The sequence below is a fragment of the Blastococcus sp. TML/C7B genome (genome assembly GCF_016612845.1).
In the GTDB taxonomy this organism is placed as follows: domain Bacteria; phylum Actinomycetota; class Actinomycetes; order Mycobacteriales; family Geodermatophilaceae; genus Blastococcus.
On the sequence record NZ_JAEOAA010000001.1, the window covers coordinates 554,904 to 570,986 of the forward strand.

Sequence of the window (16,083 nt, forward strand, 5' to 3'; positions counted from 1 at the left end):
CCCGGGAGGCCCCCGCCCCACACCTCAGCGGCGGACGGCGTCGACGAAGCCCCGCACCCGGTCGCGCAGCTCGGCGGCGCGCTCGGCGACCACCTCGGCCGGGTCGCGCTCCTGCAACCACGGCGGGATCTCCGTGCGGACGCGGTCCGCGCAGCCCAGGTCGGCGCAGATGTAGGTGCCGATCGTGTTGCCGTTGCGCCCGGCCGCCCCGGTCCGCTTCGCCGTGAACAGCGAGACGGCGTCCCCGCTCTGCGCCGTCTGGCAGAGCAGGCACATGGCCGTGGTCCGCGCCGACATCCGGGACTCCGCGGCGCGCACCGCGATGCCGACCGGCCGGACCCCGGAGGCGTCCCCGGTCTCGACGACGAGGTAGCCGCGCAGCGGCGCCTTCGGGTCCCGCCAGCCGAGCAGCTCGAGGGCGCCCCAGTCGAGCTCCGCGAAGTCCTTCGGCAGGGCCAGGCCCCTGGCCTCGCCCTGGGAGCAGTTGACGAACGAGCGGCGGACCTGCTGCTCGGTGAGGGCGTGCACGATCGATCTCCTCGGCTGGTGGGAACGCTCATCGTGCGGGACGACGGCAGTTCCCTCACCCGGTTTTCCGGCCCGGGAGGGCCCGTCAGGCGGGCAGGTCCCCGTTCGGGCCGGCGGCCTCGGCGAGCAGCCGTTCCCGGTCCGCCTCGGGCAGCCGGTCCACGTACACCGTGCCGTCGAGGTGGTCGACCTCGTGCTGGAGGCACCGGGCGGCCATGCCGGTGGCCTCGATCCGCACCGGGTCGCCGTGCACGTCGACGCCGTCGACGCGGGCGCGGAAGGCGCGCGGCAGCTCGGCATAGGGGCCGGGCACCGACAGGCAGCCCTCCTCGGTGACCTCCTCGGCCGGCTCGCCCTCCTGCGGGTCGAGGATCGTCAGCACCGGGTTCACCACGTACCCGACGACGTCGTCACCGACGGCGTCGGGGCAGTCGATGACGAAGATGCGGGCGTCCACACCGATCTGGTTGGCGGCCAGGCCCACGCCGTCCGCGGCCTCCATCGAGGCGAACATGTCGAGCACCAGGTGCCGCAGGTCCCGGTCGAAGGCGGTCACCGGCGCGCAGGAGCGGTGCAGCACGGGGTCGGTGCCGTAGGTGACGATGGGCCGGGCGACGCCGTCGTAACGGCCGGGCAGACGCATGACGCCGACTCTATTGACCGCCCGGACCGGAGCACCCCCGCGCTCCGGCCGCGGGGAGCCTGCGCGGGGCGCCCGGGGCCGTCGGGGAGGATGCGGACGCCGTACGAGCCGACGGTCCCCCGCCGCCGGCCGGGGGCGGGCCGAGGAGGGAGCACCCGGTGTTCTACGTCGTCGCCCGCTTCGTCATCCGCCCGCTGCTGTGGGTCCTGCTCCGGCCGCGCGTGACCGGCCGGGAGAACGTGCCGCGCACCGGCCCGGTCATCCTGGCCAGCAACCACCTGTCCTTCATCGACAGCATCGTGATCCCGACCGTGGCCCCCCGCCGGGTCGCCCTGCTGGCCAAGGCCGAGTACTTCACCGGCACCGGGATCTCCGGCTGGTTCACCCGCGTCCTGTTCACCGCGCTCGGCGCGCACCCCGTCGAGCGGGAGACCCACCGCGCCGCCCAGGCCGCGCTGGACACCGCACTCGGCCTGCTGCACCGGGGTGAGGCGTTCGGCCTCTACCCGGAGGGCACCCGCTCGCGCGACGGCCGGCTGGCCCGCGGCAAGACCGGGGTCGCCTGGCTCGCCCTGACCGCCGACTGCCCCGTCGTCCCCATCGCCGTGCACGGCACGGACCGGGTGCAGCCGATCGGCGCCCGCTGGCCGCGCCCGCGGCGGGTGTCGGTCACCTTCGGGGCGCCGCTCACCTTCCCGGAGCACCGGGGGCTGGCCGGCAAGGGGAAGGCCCGGCGCGAGGTCACCGACCTGATCATGGAGCAGATCGCCGCCCTCTCCGGCCAGGAGAAGGACGGCTGGGGCGCGCCGACGGGACCCGCCGCCTGAACGGACCGCCAGGGGGTGACGCACCCGCCGGTTACCGTCGTCTCGTGGCTCCCGTTCCCGCCCCGGTCCCCCCGCCCGCAGCGCCCGCCGACCGCGAGGTCCTCGAGGGCTACCGCGCGCCGGGCGGGCTCGTGCTGGACAAGGTGATCGACCACCTCGACCCGCACTGCCGCGAGTTCATCGCGCACTCCCCCTTCGCCACGCTCGCCACCGCCGATCCCGAGGGCTGGCCGGAGATCTCCCCGCGCGGTGGCGACCGCGGGTTCGTGCACGTGCTCGACGAGCACCGGCTGGCGCTGCCCGACCGCCCCGGGAACAACCGGGTGGACAGCCTGAAGAACCTCGCGGTCAACCCGCGGGCGGCGCTGATGTTCTTCGTCCCCGGCGTGGACCAGACGCTGCGCGTCTACGGGACGACGGCGCTGCTGCGCCCCGAGGAGCTCGACGTCGACCTCACCGAGTTCGGCCGCGCGCCCCTGTCGGTGCTGGTCATGACGGTCCGCCGGGCCTTCTTCCAGTGCCCGAAGTCGGTCATGCGCTCGGGGTTGTGGGACCCCGAGCAGCGGGTGGCCCCGGCGACGCTGACCCCGTTCGGCCGGGTCATCAAGGACCACTGCGCGCTCGAGGCGGACCTGCCCGACGACGCCACCATCTGGGCCGACCTGCGCCAGGAGCTGTAGCGCCCGTTCTGTCGGTGGGCTGCCCTAGCGTCCCGGCATGGCATTCGATGTGCAGGTCGTCGTCGACTCCACCGCACCGCACGAGCTCGCCGACTGGTGGGCCGAGGCGCTGGGCTGGCAGGTGGAACCGCAGGACGAGGCGTTCATCACCCGCATGGTGCAGGCCGGGGCCGCGACCGAGGCGGACACGATGCGGCACCGCGGTGCGCTGGTGTGGGCCGTGGGCGCAGCCATCACCTCGCCCGACCCGGGCCGGCCGCGGGTGCTGTTCCAACGGGTCTCCGAGGCCAAGACGGTCAAGAACCGGCTGCACCTCGACGTCCGCGTCGGGCCGGAGCAGCGGGAGGCCGAGATCACCCGGCTGGTCGGGCTCGGGGCGACCGAGCTCTGGCGGGGGGCGCAGGGGCCGATCGCATGGGCGACGCTGGCCGATCCGCAGGGCAACGAGTTCTGCGTGACCTGAGGGTCAGTCCTCGGTCTGGTCCCGGGCGAGCCGGCGGTCGGCGACGGCGCGCTCGGCGAGCACGCGGGCCCGCTGCAGCTTGCGCCTGCGGCGGCTGTCCCGGTAGCGCGCGTCCTCGACCAGCTGGAGGGCGGCCAGGACGCTCGCCTGCACCTCACCGGTCCGGGGACCGGCCGGGGGGACCGGCTCTGCCGACGTCATGGGAACCCCTCATCTCCCGGGGGCGAGCCACGAACGCGCGTGCTCCGGCCGACCCCGTGCGGCGAGTGTTTCCCACCGATCGTGTTCCCTAACCACTCCGTCACCAGATGATTTCCATGTGTCACACGGGACACAGGGGGCGCCGCCCGGGAGCCGCGGCCGTAGCGTGCCGGGCATGGCAGCAGAGCGCGGGCTCCGGAGAGCGGCCCGGTCGATCCTGGGGCTCCTCCGCCCGTCCCACCCGGCCGGAGCAGGCCCGTCCCGCCCGGCCGGAGCAGGCCCGTCCCGCCCGGCCGGAGCAGGCCGGACCGCGCCGCCGCCCAGGCCAGCGGTGCCGGACGTCGAGTACCGGCCGCACGCCGACGACGCGGCGGACCCGGGCGAGATCGTCTGGGCGTGGGTCCCCTACGACGAGGACGACGGGCGCGGCAAGGACCGGCCGGTGCTGGTCATCGGGCGGCGCGGCCCGATGCTGCTCGGCCTCATGCTCAGCAGCCAGGACCACGACCGCGACGCCGCCGACGAGGCCCGCCACGGCCGGATCTGGACCGACATCGGCACCGGCTCGTGGGACGCCCGCCGCCGCCCCAGCGAGGTGCGCCTGGACCGGCTGCTGGAGCTGGCGCCCGGCGATGTGCGGCGCGAGGGCGCCGCGCTGGACCGCGCCCGCTTCGACCGCGTCGTCGCCGAGGCCCGGCGCGTCCAGGGCTGGTGAGCCCGACTCAGTCGGGGACGGCGTCGTCCGGCACGGGGCGCTGCGTACGCGGCCGCACGGTGTAGACGCCGGCGCCGTCGGCGAGGGTCTGCAGGTCGTAGCGGTGCACGACCTTGGGGCCGCCGTGCAGGTGCACGTGCGTGACCGTGGGCAGCGGATCGCCGTGGCAGGCCTTGCGGATCTCCACGCGGCCGTCCAGCGGGCCGCCGACGTACAGCAGCACGGCGTCGTCGTCGGCCGGTTCGGCCCCGGTTCCAGCGTCCTCGGACAGGTCAGCGCTCCCTCGCTCGTTCCGCGACCAGCAAGGGTAGGCGCGCCCCGCGGTCCGGGGGCGGCGTCCGCGCTGCGATCCTTGACCCACAAGCCCCTGCCGAGGAGTTCCGCTGAACACCGACCCGACGCCCTTCGCCGGCACGCTGCTGGGCGACACCATCGCCGCGGTCACCCCGCGGGACGCGGCCGCCGAGCGGGCCGCCCGCGAGCGGCTCGACCGCATGACCAAGCCGCCGGGCTCGCTCGGCGTCCTGGAGGACGTGGCCGCGCAGCTGGCCGGCATCGCGGGCACCTGCCCGGCGCCGCTGCCCGAGCCCGCCGCCGTCGCGGTCTTCGCCGGCGACCACGGGGTGCACGCCCAGGGCGTGACGCCCTGGCCGCAGGAGGTCACCGCGCAGATGGTGGCGAACTTCGTCGCCGGCGGCGCCGTGGTGAACGCCTTCGCCGCGGGCCTCGGCGCGGAGGTCCTCGTGGTCGACGTCGGCGTCGCCGTCCCGCTGGAGCCCGCGCCGTCGCTGCTCGACCGGAAGGTCCGCCCCGGCACCGCCGACCTCGCCCTCGGCCCGGCGATGACCGTCGACGAGGCGCGCCGGGCCGTCGAGGCGGGCATCGAGGTGGCGACGACGCTGGCCGCGCGCAGCGGCTGCCTGGTCACCGGCGACATGGGGATCACCAACACCACCGCCTCGGCGGCGCTCATCTGCGCGTTCACCGGCGCCACCCCGGCCGCGGCGACCGGCCGCGGCACCGGCATCGACGACCCGACGCTGGCCCGCAAGGTCGAGGTCGTGAGCCGTGCGGTGGCCCGCATCCCCTCGCGGCCGACGACGCCCGAGGCCGCGCTCGCCGTCCTCGCCGAGCTCGGCGGTCTGGAGCACGCCGGCCTGGCCGGGTTCGTGCTCGGTGCCGCCGCCACGCGGGTGCCGGTGCTCCTCGACGGCGCGATCGCGGGGTCCGCGGCCCTGGTGGCCGCGGCGCTGTGCCCCACCGCGGTGGAGTTCGCGCTGGCCGGGCACAGCTCGGTCGAGCCGGGCCACGCGGTCGCCCTGGAGGCGCTGGGCCTCCGGCCGCTGCTGGGTCTGGACCTGCGCCTCGGCGAGGGCACCGGCGCGCTGCTGGCGCTCCCGCTGGTGACCAGCGCCGCCCGCGCGCTGCGGGACGTCGCCACCTTCGACTCCGCCGGCGTCACCGAGAAGGCCTGATGGTCTCCCCCGTCTACCCGGTCGGCCTGCGCCTGCGGGACCGGGCCGTCGTCGTCGTGGGCGGCGGGCAGGTGGCGCACCGGCGGGTCGCCGGGCTGCTCGAGGCCCAGGCCCGGGTGACGGTGGTCAGCCCGGAGGTCACCCCGGCCATCGAGGCGCTCGTCGCCCCCGGCTCGCTCACCTGGGTGCGCCGGCCCTACGCACCCGGCGACCTCGCCGGCGCCTGGTACGCGGTGGCCGCGACCGACGACGCGGAGGTGAACGCGGCCGTCGCCGCCGAGGCCGAGAGCGCGCGGATCTTCTGCGCCCGCGCCGACGACCGGACCGCCTCCAGCGTCTGGACGCCGGCCACCGGGCGGCACGGCGACCTCGTCGTCGGCGTCCACGGCGGCGGGGACCCGCAGCGGGCCGTCGCGGTGCGGGACGCCGTCCTCACCGGGCTGACCGACGGCACGATCGCCGACCGCACCTCCCGCCCGGTCGCCGCCGGCCGCGCGGGCGGGGTCGTGCTGGTGGGCGGCGGCCCCGGCGACCCGGCGCTGATCACCGTCCGCGGGCGGCAGGCGGTGGCGCAGGCCGACGTCGTCGTCGCCGACCACCTGGCGCCGCTGTCGCTGCTCGCCTCCCTGCCCCCGGACGTCGAGGTCATCGACGCCTCGAAGCTGCCGCGGGGCCGGTCGATGGCGCAGGAGCAGATCAACGAGCTGCTGGTGGACAGGGCGCTGGCCGGCAAGCGGGTCGTGCGGCTCAAGGGCGGCGACCCGTTCGTCTTCGGCCGCGGCATGGAGGAGGTCGAGGCGTGCCTGGCGGCCGGGGTGCCGGTCGAGGTGGTCCCCGGCGTCACCAGCGCGATCTCCGTGCCCGCGCTGGCCGGGATCCCGGTCACCCACCGCGGGCTGACCCACGAGTTCGTGGTCGTCTCCGGCCACCTGCCCCCGGGCCACCCGAACTCGCTGGTCGAGTGGCCGGCCATCGCCCGGCTGCGCGGCACCGTCGTCGTGCTCATGGGCGTCGACACCGCGCCGGCGATCGCGGCCGCGCTGGTCGAGCACGGCCGCGACCCGTCGACCCCGGTCGCGATCGTCAGCGACGGCTCGACGCCCACGCAGCGCACGGTGCGCACCACGCTGGGCGGGCTGCCCGGGACCCTCGCGACCGCCGACATCCGGCCGCCCTCGGTGTGGGTGGTCGGGCCGGTGGTCTCACTGGCCCCCGGGGACGACGCGGCCGGCGGCTGACCCGCTCAGCGGACGACGGTCGCGAAGACCACCGTGTTGTCCGTGCTCGCGCCGGCGTCCTCGACGAACTCGCCGCCGCAGGTCACCAGCGCGACGTCGGCGCCGGCCGGGTGGGCGTTGAGCGTGTCGGACAGCGCGGACGTCGCCTTGTCCAGCCCGGTCACCGGCTCGCCCAGGACCTGCAGCCGCAGCACCGCGCCGGCGCCGTCCCGCAGGGTGACCTCGTCGCCGGGGGCCAGCGTGTGCAGCCGGTCGAACACCGCTCCGCCACCGGCCTGCTGGTGGCCGAGGATGACCGCCATCTGCCCGGAGCCCGGCAGCGGCCCGTCGGACCACCACGAGGTCGTCCGCATCGACTCCGGGACGCCGTACCCGTCGACCGGCTGCCCGGTGAACGGGTTCTCGTAGCGGACCGTCCCGCGCGACTCCACGGGGCTGTCCACGCCGATCGCCGGGATGCTCAGCGCCGCGGGCTGGATGGGCCCGGTCGCCAGCACCTCCCCGGGAGCCGCCGCCGCGGGGGCCGGCTGCGGAGCGTCGTCCGCACCCGGCCGCCCGGCGACGAGCAGCAGCATCCCGAGACCGGCCGCCAGCACCACCAGGAAGGCGCCGGCGGCGCGCAGGTCAGCCGCGCGAGCGAACCGCACGGCCCCGCATCCCGTATCCGGCCGCGCCCGCCCCGGCCAGGAGGACCAGCCCCCCGGCGACGGCGGTCAGCGGCACCGACGTGTCGTCGGCCCGCGGCGCGTCGGCGCCGGTCGGCGCGTAGCCGAGGTAGGCCACCGGCTGCGCGGTGGGCGCCGCGGCCACGGGGGCCGGGGTCGCCGCCGGCGGCTGCTGGGTCGGGCTCGCGACCGGCGCAGCGGGCTGCGGGGTGCCGGTGTCGCCCGGGGCGGGCAGGGCCGGGAGGCAGCCGGCCAGCGCCTCGCCGAGCGCCAGCAGGCCGTCGACCAGGGTGGGCAGCTCGGGCGACTCCTCGGCGGGCGCTCCCTCCTCGGGCGCTTCCTCCTCGGATGCCGTCGCCGGCGCGGTGGTGGTGGTCGCCGCGGGCGCCGTCCCCTCCTCCTCGGTCGTGCCACCGGCCGCCAGGGGGGCGGGGACACCGCCACCCAGCCCACCGGTCAGGCCGCCGAGCAGCTCGTCGAGCAGGTCCTCCAGCACGGTGAGGTCGCCGGGCGTGGGCAACCCGCCGCCGCCCAGGAGGGCGAGCAGGTCGGCCAGGACGTCGGCCAGCTCGAGCGGGAGCGCGACCAGGCCGTTCAGGATCAGCTCGAGGGCGTCAGCGACGCCGTCCACGCAGTTCTCCGGCAGCATCGCGGCGTCGGCCAGCTGCTGGAAGGCGTCGCGGATCTCCGGGGGCACCGCGAACTCCGGCAGGCCGGGGACGCTCTGCGCCGACGGCGCTCCCCCGGCCAGCTGGTCGAGGAAGCCCGTCACCTCCGCCACCGGGTCGGGATCGGCCGCGGCGGCGGTCCCGGGGACGGCGACCAGGGCGGCGGCGAGGCCGGCGGCCACGAGGGCACGTCGCCCGGACGGAGAGGAGGAACGGCGCAGAGACAAGTGTGACCCCCGGTAACGACAAGTTGGTGAGCGCCCTCACTGTCCGGAGACGCCTGGATACCTGCCAGCCGGCGCCGGGACTTTTACCTGTGACGCGCGTGTGCCGTCACGATCCGCGACCAGAACGGGACGGACCGTTCCCACTCTTCTCGCCGCAGGCCGCTGACCTGCGGCTAGATGTTGGCGCCGTCGGTCGGCGGGTCCTGCGGCAGCGCGGCGGCGACGCCCGAGCCGGTGGTCTCCGGCGGCGCCATGCCGACCGTGTAGGCGGTCATCGACAGCGAGCCGTAGGCGTAGCCGTCGACCAGCACCTCCGCCGCGTCGCCGGTCGCGCCGGCCAAACCGGCGAGGTAGAGCAGCGGGAGGAAGTGGTCCGGCGTCGGGACGGCGAGGTCGAAGTCGCGGTGCCCGTCGAGCCGCGCGACGTCGGTCGGCGCGGTGAGCATCTGCTCCTTGGCCCGCTCGTCGAAGCGCTGGGCCCAGTCGAACCCGGCGTCGGGCATGGCCCGGCTGACCCCGCCCAGGTTGTGCACGACGTTGCCGCTGCCGATCACCAGCACGCCGCGGCGGCGCAGCGGCGCCAGCGCCGCCCCGAGCTGCAGGTGGTAGTCGAAGGACTTGAGCGCGTTGATCGACAGCTGGACGACCGGGATGTCGGCGTCCGGGAAGGCGTGCAGCAGCACCGACCAGGTGCCGTGGTCGATCCCCCAGCTGTCGACGTCGGCGCCGACCCAGGTGGGGTGCACGACGTCGGCGATCTCGTCGTGGAGATCGGGCAGCCCCGGCGGCTCGTACCGGACGTCGAACAGCTCCCGCGGGAAGCCGTAGAAGTCGTGGATCGTGCGCGGCCGCGGCATGGCGGTCACGGCAGTGGCCTGGATGTACCAGTGGGCGGAGACGACCAGGATCGCCCGCGGGCGTGGCACGGAGCGGCCGAAGGCCCGCCAGGCGTCGGTGTAGCGGTTCCTCTCCAGCGCGTTCATCGGATTGCCGTGCCCGAAGAACGCGGCGGGCAGCACCGTCATGCGACTTCTCCCCGGTCGACGCCGGGTGCGATCATGCACCCGGTCGGCACCCGGCCGCGAGGCCTCCGGCCGCGGTCAGGCCGGCGCCCGGCGCAGCGCGAGCGCCGCGCCGAACAGCTGGATGCCGCGCGCCGACCGGGGATCCACGCCGGTGAGCTCGGCGATCCGCTCCAGCCGGTTGTCGACGGTGTTCGCGTGCACGCCCAGGGCCCGCGCCGTGCCGCGGCGGTCCAGGTCGGCGCCGAGCCATGCGGTCAGCGTGGGCAGCAGGTCGGGGTGCGCGACCAGCGGGTCGAGCACCGCGGCCACCTCGGCGGCACCGTCGCCGGGCTGCGCCAGGTGGTAGTCGAGCAGCACGTCGGCGAGCCGGTGCAGGCCGGGCGTCCCGGCCACCGCCGCGATGCGACCGGCCCGCCGGGCGGCCGCCGGGACGTCCGCCGGCGTCGCGGCCGGCGCCACCCCCACGACCGGGACCCCCTCCCCCGGCGCCGCCGCCCGCACCAGGTCCGCGAGGGGGAACGACGGGGGCAGGAGCACGTGCCCGCCGAGGTCGTCGCGCAGGCTCAGCGCCCGGCCCTCCGCCCGGGCCGCGGTGCGGGCCAGCACCCACCGCAGCGCGACCCGCGGGTCGCCGTCCCCGGGCGCGCGCACCCGGAGCACGAGGTAGCCGCTCTCCAGCGGCAGGCCGTAGCGCGCGGCGACGTCCTCCGGCCGCTCGCCGCGCAGCAGGGCCCAGGTCAGCTCGCGGACGGCGACGTGCTGGTCGGCCCCGCCGGCCAGGTACGCCTCGGTCACCCGGGTGACCGCCGAGCCCACCGCGCGCAGCTGCTCGCGGACCAGGTGCAGCACGGCGGCCGCCTCGTCCGGCCGGGACTCGGCCGCGAGCGCGTCGACGACCACCTCGGCACCGACGTGGTAGGTCTGCACCAGCGCCGCGAGCGGGATGCCCTCCTCCGCCCGCTGCACGGCCCGTTCCCGGGACAGCGCGGAGCCGGCGCCGGGCAGCCCCTGCGCGTGCCGGAGGAACGCCCGGATCGACGCGCGCGCGGTGCCGGCGACCTCGACGTCCTGGATCTCGCCGGGCAGCCGGTCGAACCCCGGCACCTCGGCGCGGATCCGTTCGACGACCCGCCGGGCCAGCTCCGGCACCCGCGGGACGAGCCGCGCCGCCAGCGCGGCGGCCTGCTCCGGCACGTCGGGCTGTGACATCTCACAACGATAGCGGCGTCGACCTGGCGCGCCCGCTCCTTGCCCGCCCCGCGCGCAGCCGCCACGGTGGACGGCATGACGCGCTCCCTCATCGACTACGCCGACGACGTCTGGAACGGGGCGGCGGACGACAACATCGCCCAGAGCGGATCGGCCGGCAGCGGCGTCCTCGACGTCGCCGACGGCGTCGGGTTCCACCCCGGCTTCGGCAACGTCATCACCTTCAAGGCCGGCGGCGAGGTGCTGCTGTTCGACAGCGGCAACCCGATGGGCGCGGCCGCGCTGCACACCGCGATCCGCACCTGGAGCCCCGACCCGGTCAGCACCGTCGTCTTCTCCCACGGGCACATCGACCACGTCTTCGGCGTCGGGCCGTTCGACGCCGAGCCCGGCCCGCGGCCCACCGTCGTCGCCCAGGAGCTCATCGGCGCGCGCTTCGACCGCTACGTCCTCACCAACGGCTACAACGCCGTCATCAACCAGCGCCAGTTCCAGGCCCCCAACCTGACCTGGCCCACCGAGTACCGCCGTCCTGACGTCACCTACCGGGACGCCATGACGCTGACCCGCGGCGGCCTGACGATGGAGCTGTTCCACGTCCAGGGCGAGACCGACGACGCCACCGTCGCCTGGCTGCCCGAGCAGAAGATCCTCTGCCCCGGCGACATGTTCATCTGGGTGACGCCGAACTGCGGCAACCCGCAGAAGGTGCAGCGCTACCCGCGCGAGTGGGCGATCGCCATGCGCCGGATGGCGGCCCTGGGCGCGGAGACCATGCTGCCCTCGCACGGGGCCCCGGTCTTCGGTGCCGACCGGATCCGCCAGGCGCTCACCGAGACCGCCGAGTGGCTGGAGAGCCTGGTCGAGCAGACGCTGGACGGGATGAACGCCGGTGCCCGGCTCGACGAACTGGTGCACGCCGTCCGGGCCCCCGCGCACCTGGCCGACCGGCCCTACCTGCGCGCCCGGTACGACGAGCCCGAGTTCATCGTGCGCAACCTCTGGCGGCGCTACGCCGGCTGGTACGACGGCAACCCGGCCAACCTCAAGGCCGGCCCCCGACGCCCAGCTCGCCGCCGCGGTGGCCGAGCTCGCCGGCGGCTCCACCGCACTGGCCGACGTCGCCCGCCGCTACGCCGACGCCGGGGAGCTGCGCCTGGCCGCGCACTTCGCCGAGCTCGCCGTGCAGGCCGACGCCGCCGACGCGACGGCGCACGCCGCTCGCGCCGAGGTGTACGAGGCGCGGGCGAAGGCCGAGGAGTCGCTGATGGCGCGCGGCATCTTCACCTGGGCCGCCGCCGAGTCCCGTAAGGTCACCGGCGGGGCCGGGCAGCAGGCGGGGCCCTCGGCCCGGCTGCTCGCCGGCCCGCGGGACCAGTGACGCGCTGGCCCCGCCGCGTCTACCGGGAGGGCGTCGAGCCCGACCCGCGGTTCACCTTCGCCAACGAGCGCACCTTCCTCGCCTGGCTGCGGACGGCGCTGGCGCTCGTGGTGGCCGGCGTGGCCGTCGACGTCCTCGCCGAGCAGGCCGACGGCGACGCGGACGGCTACCGGCCGCTCGCCGTCGCCCTCATCGTGCTCGGGATGGCCGCCAGCGGGACCGCCTTCGTCCGCTGGATGGCCAACGAACGGGCCATGCGCCGGCAGGAGCCGCTGCCCGGCCTGGGGGTCGGGACCGTCCTGGCCGGGGGCGTCGCGGTGATCGCCCTCGGCCTGGTCCTCGTCCTGCTCCTCTGATGCCTCCCTGGGATCCCGGCCTGCAGCTCGAGCGGACGACCCTGGCCTGGCGGCGGACCGTGCTCTCCGGGTACGGCGCCGCGCTGCTGATCGGCCGGTTGCTGCTCGACCGCTCCCCGGCCACCGCGATCACCCTCGCGGCGGTCGCCACGGCGCTCGTGGCGGTCATCGGCGCCCGTGCGGCGCTGCGGCACCGCACCGCGGAGGACCGGCTGCGGCGCGACGAGGTGCTGCCCGACGCCCGGCTGTTCGCGGTCGTGACCGCGCTGATCCTGCTCGTGGGCGTGATGGCGCTGTCCACCGTCGTCCTCGGCCCCTGACGCCGGTGCCGGGACCTGGTAGGACGGCGGGATGAGCAGCGACGCACAGCTCCGCGACGAGGTCCGCGCCTGGCTGGCCGCGCACTGGGACCCCGCCGCCGACCGGGCCGCGTGGACCGCCGCCGTCGTCGACGCCGGGTACGCGGTGCCGCGCTGGCCGCGCGCGGCGTTCGGCCGGGAGCTGGACGAGGCGCAGGCGCGGATCGTCGAGGCGGAGTTCGCCCGGGCCGGCGCCCCCGGCAGCGGGCAGGACCGGACCAACCTGTGGGCGGGCACCCTGCTGACCTTCGGCACCGACGAGCTGCGCGCCCGGCTGCTGCGCCCCCTGCTGGAGAACCGGGTGCGGATGTGCCTGCTCTACAGCGAGCCGGGCGCGGGCTCCGACCTCGCCGGCGTGCGCACCAGCGCGGTGCGCGACGGCGAGGAGTACGTCGTCGACGGCCAGAAGGTGTGGACGTCGAACGCCGCCGGCGCCGACTACGGGATGCTGCTGGCCCGCACCGACCCGGCCGTGCCCAAGCACCGCGGCCTGAGCTTCTTCTTCCTCCCGATGGACCAGCCCGGTGTCGAGGTCCGGCCGCTGCGGCAGATCACCGGCGAGGCGCACTTCAACGAGGTCTTCCTGACCGGCGCGCGGGTGCCGGCCGCCAACCTGCTGGGCGGGCCCGGGCAGGGCTGGCGGGTGCTGCTCACCGCGCTGGCCTTCGAGCGGGTCGCGCTGGGCTCCACCAACCTGGGGGCGATGACGCGCGCGAACGGGCGCGCGGAGGCCGACCTGCCCGAGCTGGCGAAGCGCCACGGCCGGGCCGGCGACGTGCTGCTCCGCCGCGACATCGCGCGCGTGTTCGCCCTGCGCTCGGTCAACCGCTGGACCAACCAGCGGGCGCTGGCCCAGGCCGAGCAGGGCGGCTCCTCCCCGCTGGCGTCGCTGGGCAAGCTGGCGATGTCGCGGATCGTGCACGAGACCGGCCGCGTGCAGTCAGCGATCGTCGGGGCGCAGGCGCTGCTCGAGGGCCCGGAGCACCCCGACGGCGACGACGCCAACTTCGCCTCGATGAACGCCTACTTCACCTCGATCGGCGGCGGCACCGACCAGATCCAGCGGAACATCATCGGCGAGCGGCTGCTCGGCCTGCCGCGCGAACCCGAGGTGGACCGCGACGTCCCGTTCCAGGACGTGCCGCGCTCCTCCTGACCACCCCCTCCCGGGACTTTCTGTACCGAAAGTCCCCCTCCCATCGGGACTTTCGGTACCGAAAGTCCCCATCCCGTCGGGACTTTCGGTACCGAAAGCCCCTCCCGGGGTCGGCAGCCGGATCAGCGGCGCCGGTCAGGCGCTCGAGGAGGGCGTCCTGCTCCGGCGTGCGCACCCGGCCGCTCTGACCGGCCGCCGCACGGATCCCGCCGCCCGCCGTCCCGGGGCAGACGGGCGGGCACGGGAGGCCATACGGTGACCTGAGCCACGCTGCGCCGCCGATCCGGGCGGCGCCGGACACGGAGGTAGGGCATGAGCGAGACGACCCCGACCGGCAGCCGCACCTTCCCGCCGCCCGAGGCGATCGCCGCCCGGGCCAACGTCGGTCCCGAGGTCTACGAGCGGGCGGCGGCCGACCGGCTGAGCTTCTGGGCCGAGCAGGCGGGCCGGCTGTCCTGGGAGCGGCCGTGGGACGAGGTGCTCGACTGGAGCAACCCGCCGTTCGCCAAGTGGTTCGTCGGCGGGAAGCTCAACGTCGCCTACAACTGCGTGGACCGGCACGTCGAGGCCGGCCACGGCGAGCAGGTCGCCTACCACTGGGAGGGCGAACCCGGCGACACCCGGACGATCACCTACGCCCAGCTCAAGGACGAGGTCAGCCGCGCGGCGAACGCGCTGGTCGAGCTCGGCGTGCAGGCCGGGGACCGGGTCGCGATCTACCTGCCGATGATCCCCGAGGCGGTCATCTCGATGCTGGCCTGCGCCCGGATCGGCGCCGTCCACATGGTGGTCTTCGGCGGCTTCTCCGCCGACGCCCTGGCCAGCCGCATCGACGACGCCGGCGCCGTCCTCGTCATCACCGCCGACGGCGGGTACCGCCGCGGCGCGCCCAGCGCGCTCAAGCCCGCGGTCGACGACGCGGTGGGCCGCTCCCCCGGCGTCCGCAACGTGCTCGTCGTGAAGCGCACCGAGCAGGACGTGGAGTGGACCGAGGGCCGCGACCTGTGGTGGCACGACGTGGTGGGCCGGCAGTCGACCGAGCACACCTGCGAGTTCTTCGACGCCGAGCACCCGCTCTACATCATGTACACGTCCGGGACGACGGCGAAGCCCAAGGGCATCCTGCACACCTCCGGCGGCTACCTGACCCAGGTGAGCTTCACCCACTGGGCGAGCTTCGACCTCAAGCCGGACGAGGACGTCTTCTGGACGGCGGCCGACGTCGGCTGGGTGACCGGCCACAGCTACATCGTCTACGGCCCGCTCTCCAACCGGGCGACGTCGGTGATGTACGAGGGCCACCCCGGAGACCCCGCACCGCGGCCGCTGGTTCGAGCTGATCCAGAAGTACGGCGTGACCATCCTCTACACCGCCCCGACGGTGATCCGGACCTTCATGAAGTGGGGCGCGGAGATCCCGGCCGGCTTCGACCTGTCCAGCCTGCGGGTGCTGGGCTCGGTGGGTGAGCCGATCAACCCCGAGGCCTGGCTCTGGTACCACGAGCACATCGGCGGCGGCCGCTGCCCGATCGTCGACACCTGGTGGCAGACCGAGACCGGCGGCCACATGATCAACCCGCTGCCGGGCGTCACGTCGCTGGTCCCGGGCTCGGCGCAGGTGCCCTTCCCCGGCATCGCGGCGAAGGTGGTCGACGACGAGGGCAACGAGCTGGCCGACGACTCGACCGGCCTGCTCGTGCTCACCGAGCCGTGGCCGTCGATGCTGCGCACCATCTGGGGCGACGACGACCGCTACGTGGACACCTACTGGTCGCGGTTCGGGAAGAACGTCTACTTCGCCGGCGACGGCGCCAAGAAGGACGCCGACGGCAACATCTGGCTGCTCGGCCGGGTGGACGACGTGATGAACGTGTCGGGGCACCGGATCTCCACGACGGAGGTGGAGTCCTCGCTGGTCGGGCACCCCGCGGTCGCCGAGGCGGCGGTCGTCGGCGCCACCGACCCGACCACCGGCCAGGGCATCGTGGCGTTCGTGATCCTCCGCGAGAGCGGGGTGGACTCCGGCGACGAGCTGGTGCAGACGCTGCGCACGCACGTCGGCAAGGACATCGGGCCGATCGCCAAGCCGCGCCAGATCATGGTCGTGCAGGAGCTGCCCAAGACGCGGTCGGGCAAGATCATGCGGCGGCTGCTCCGCGACATCGCCGAGAACCGCGAGCTCGGCGACGTCACCACGCTCACCGACTCGTCGGTGATGAACCTGATCAAGGAGAAGCTGCCCGCCGCCCCCGCGGAGGACTGACCCG

General features: G+C 75.5%; 19 protein-coding genes and 2 pseudogenes. 13 read left to right on the top strand and 8 right to left on the bottom strand.

What is annotated here, in order from left to right; translation table 11 throughout:
- Positions 1-24 precede the first annotated feature (24 nt).
- Entirely contained in the window at positions 25-528 is a 504-nt protein-coding gene (locus JKP76_RS02745; protein WP_200489453.1) for an FBP domain-containing protein, read from the bottom strand.
- An 85-nt stretch (positions 529-613) separates the two neighbouring features.
- Positions 614-1,171 (bottom strand): peptide deformylase, encoded by a 558-nt coding sequence (gene def / locus JKP76_RS02750; RefSeq protein WP_200489454.1) that lies wholly within the window; start codon positions 1,169-1,171, stop codon positions 614-616.
- Positions 1,172-1,329: 158 nt separating this feature from the next.
- Here def and JKP76_RS02755 point away from each other — a divergent pair, with 158 nt between their 5' ends.
- The 3 genes from JKP76_RS02755 to JKP76_RS02765 are packed head-to-tail and all read left to right on the top strand — an operon-like array spanning position 1,330 to position 3,141.
- Positions 1,330-1,998, top strand: a complete 669-nt coding sequence (locus JKP76_RS02755) for a 1-acyl-sn-glycerol-3-phosphate acyltransferase (RefSeq protein ID WP_200489455.1) — start codon at positions 1,330-1,332, stop codon at positions 1,996-1,998.
- Between the two features lie 44 nt (positions 1,999-2,042).
- The gene (locus JKP76_RS02760; RefSeq protein WP_200489456.1) at positions 2,043-2,678 is read left to right on the top strand and encodes an MSMEG_1061 family FMN-dependent PPOX-type flavoprotein; all 636 of its coding nucleotides are present in this window, start codon (positions 2,043-2,045) and stop codon (positions 2,676-2,678) included.
- Positions 2,679-2,715: 37 nt separating this feature from the next.
- Positions 2,716-3,141 carry a VOC family protein gene (locus tag JKP76_RS02765; protein ID WP_200489457.1) on the top strand — a complete coding sequence of 142 codons (426 nt, stop codon included), beginning with the start codon at positions 2,716-2,718 and terminating at the stop codon, positions 3,139-3,141.
- Between the two features lie 3 nt (positions 3,142-3,144).
- On the opposite strand, the gene JKP76_RS02770 is transcribed toward JKP76_RS02765, so the two are convergent.
- The gene (locus JKP76_RS02770) at positions 3,145-3,342 is read right to left on the bottom strand and encodes a hypothetical protein (protein ID WP_200489458.1); all 198 of its coding nucleotides are present in this window, start codon (positions 3,340-3,342) and stop codon (positions 3,145-3,147) included.
- Between the two features lie 331 nt (positions 3,343-3,673).
- On the opposite strand from JKP76_RS02770, the gene JKP76_RS02775 reads away from it, so the two are divergent.
- On the top strand, positions 3,674-4,057 hold the full coding sequence (locus JKP76_RS02775; RefSeq protein WP_309229415.1) for a type II toxin-antitoxin system PemK/MazF family toxin: 384 nt from the start codon (positions 3,674-3,676) through the stop codon (positions 4,055-4,057).
- A gap of 7 nt (positions 4,058-4,064) precedes the next feature.
- On the opposite strand, the gene JKP76_RS02780 is transcribed toward JKP76_RS02775, so the two are convergent.
- On the bottom strand, positions 4,065-4,280 hold the full coding sequence (locus JKP76_RS02780; protein WP_309229414.1) for a hypothetical protein: 216 nt from the start codon (positions 4,278-4,280) through the stop codon (positions 4,065-4,067).
- Positions 4,281-4,488: 208 nt separating this feature from the next.
- On the opposite strand from JKP76_RS02780, the gene cobT reads away from it, so the two are divergent.
- Both cobT and cobA read left to right on the top strand, forming a co-directional pair.
- Entirely contained in the window at positions 4,489-5,532 is a 1,044-nt protein-coding gene (gene cobT, locus JKP76_RS02785; RefSeq protein WP_309232949.1) for a nicotinate-nucleotide--dimethylbenzimidazole phosphoribosyltransferase, read from the top strand.
- A complete protein-coding gene (cobA, locus tag JKP76_RS02790; protein ID WP_200489460.1) occupies positions 5,532-6,770 on the top strand; it encodes a uroporphyrinogen-III C-methyltransferase in 1,239 nt (412 codons plus the stop codon). The genes cobT and cobA overlap by 1 nt, the downstream gene beginning before the upstream one ends.
- Before the next feature lie 5 nt (positions 6,771-6,775).
- Here the strand turns inward: cobA and JKP76_RS02795 are convergent, their stop codons facing one another.
- From JKP76_RS02795 to JKP76_RS02810, 4 genes are all read right to left on the bottom strand, one after another.
- Positions 6,776-7,417, bottom strand: coding sequence for a class F sortase (locus tag JKP76_RS02795; protein ID WP_200489461.1), 642 nt, complete (start codon positions 7,415-7,417; stop codon positions 6,776-6,778).
- Positions 7,395-8,285, bottom strand: coding sequence for a hypothetical protein (locus tag JKP76_RS02800; RefSeq protein WP_200489462.1), 891 nt, complete (start codon positions 8,283-8,285; stop codon positions 7,395-7,397). Before JKP76_RS02800 ends, JKP76_RS02795 begins: the two co-directional genes overlap by 23 nt.
- Positions 8,286-8,503: 218 nt before the next feature.
- Positions 8,504-9,355: a 4,5-DOPA dioxygenase extradiol gene (ygiD, locus tag JKP76_RS02805; protein ID WP_200489463.1), complete on the bottom strand. Its 852-nt coding sequence runs from the start codon at positions 9,353-9,355 to the stop codon at positions 8,504-8,506.
- A 75-nt stretch (positions 9,356-9,430) separates the two neighbouring features.
- Positions 9,431-10,564, bottom strand: a complete 1,134-nt coding sequence (locus JKP76_RS02810; RefSeq protein ID WP_200489464.1) for a CdaR family transcriptional regulator — start codon at positions 10,562-10,564, stop codon at positions 9,431-9,433.
- Positions 10,565-10,639: 75 nt separating this feature from the next.
- Here JKP76_RS02810 and JKP76_RS02815 point away from each other — a divergent pair.
- From JKP76_RS02815 to JKP76_RS23185, 7 genes and pseudogenes are all read left to right on the top strand, one after another.
- A pseudogene (locus tag JKP76_RS02815) lies at positions 10,640-11,554 on the top strand (MBL fold metallo-hydrolase); the annotation flags it as partial.
- Positions 11,555-11,645: 91 nt separating this feature from the next.
- A pseudogene (locus JKP76_RS23810) lies at positions 11,646-11,816 on the top strand (alkyl sulfatase dimerization domain-containing protein); the annotation flags it as partial.
- A 125-nt stretch (positions 11,817-11,941) separates the two neighbouring features.
- Positions 11,942-12,301: a DUF202 domain-containing protein gene (locus tag JKP76_RS02820; protein ID WP_200489466.1), complete on the top strand. Its 360-nt coding sequence runs from the start codon at positions 11,942-11,944 to the stop codon at positions 12,299-12,301.
- Positions 12,301-12,621 (top strand): DUF202 domain-containing protein, encoded by a 321-nt coding sequence (locus JKP76_RS02825; RefSeq protein ID WP_200489467.1) that lies wholly within the window; start codon positions 12,301-12,303, stop codon positions 12,619-12,621. The genes JKP76_RS02820 and JKP76_RS02825 overlap by 1 nt, the downstream gene beginning before the upstream one ends.
- Before the next feature lie 31 nt (positions 12,622-12,652).
- Positions 12,653-13,816 (top strand): acyl-CoA dehydrogenase family protein, encoded by a 1,164-nt coding sequence (locus JKP76_RS02830; protein WP_200489468.1) that lies wholly within the window; start codon positions 12,653-12,655, stop codon positions 13,814-13,816.
- 312 nt (positions 13,817-14,128) lie between these two features.
- Entirely contained in the window at positions 14,129-15,283 is a 1,155-nt protein-coding gene (locus tag JKP76_RS02835) for an AMP-binding protein (RefSeq protein ID WP_255522501.1), read from the top strand.
- Positions 15,171-16,079, top strand: coding sequence for an AMP-binding protein (locus tag JKP76_RS23185; RefSeq protein ID WP_309232818.1), 909 nt, complete (start codon positions 15,171-15,173; stop codon positions 16,077-16,079). The genes JKP76_RS02835 and JKP76_RS23185 overlap by 113 nt, the downstream gene beginning before the upstream one ends.
- Positions 16,080-16,083: the final 4 nt, after the last annotated feature.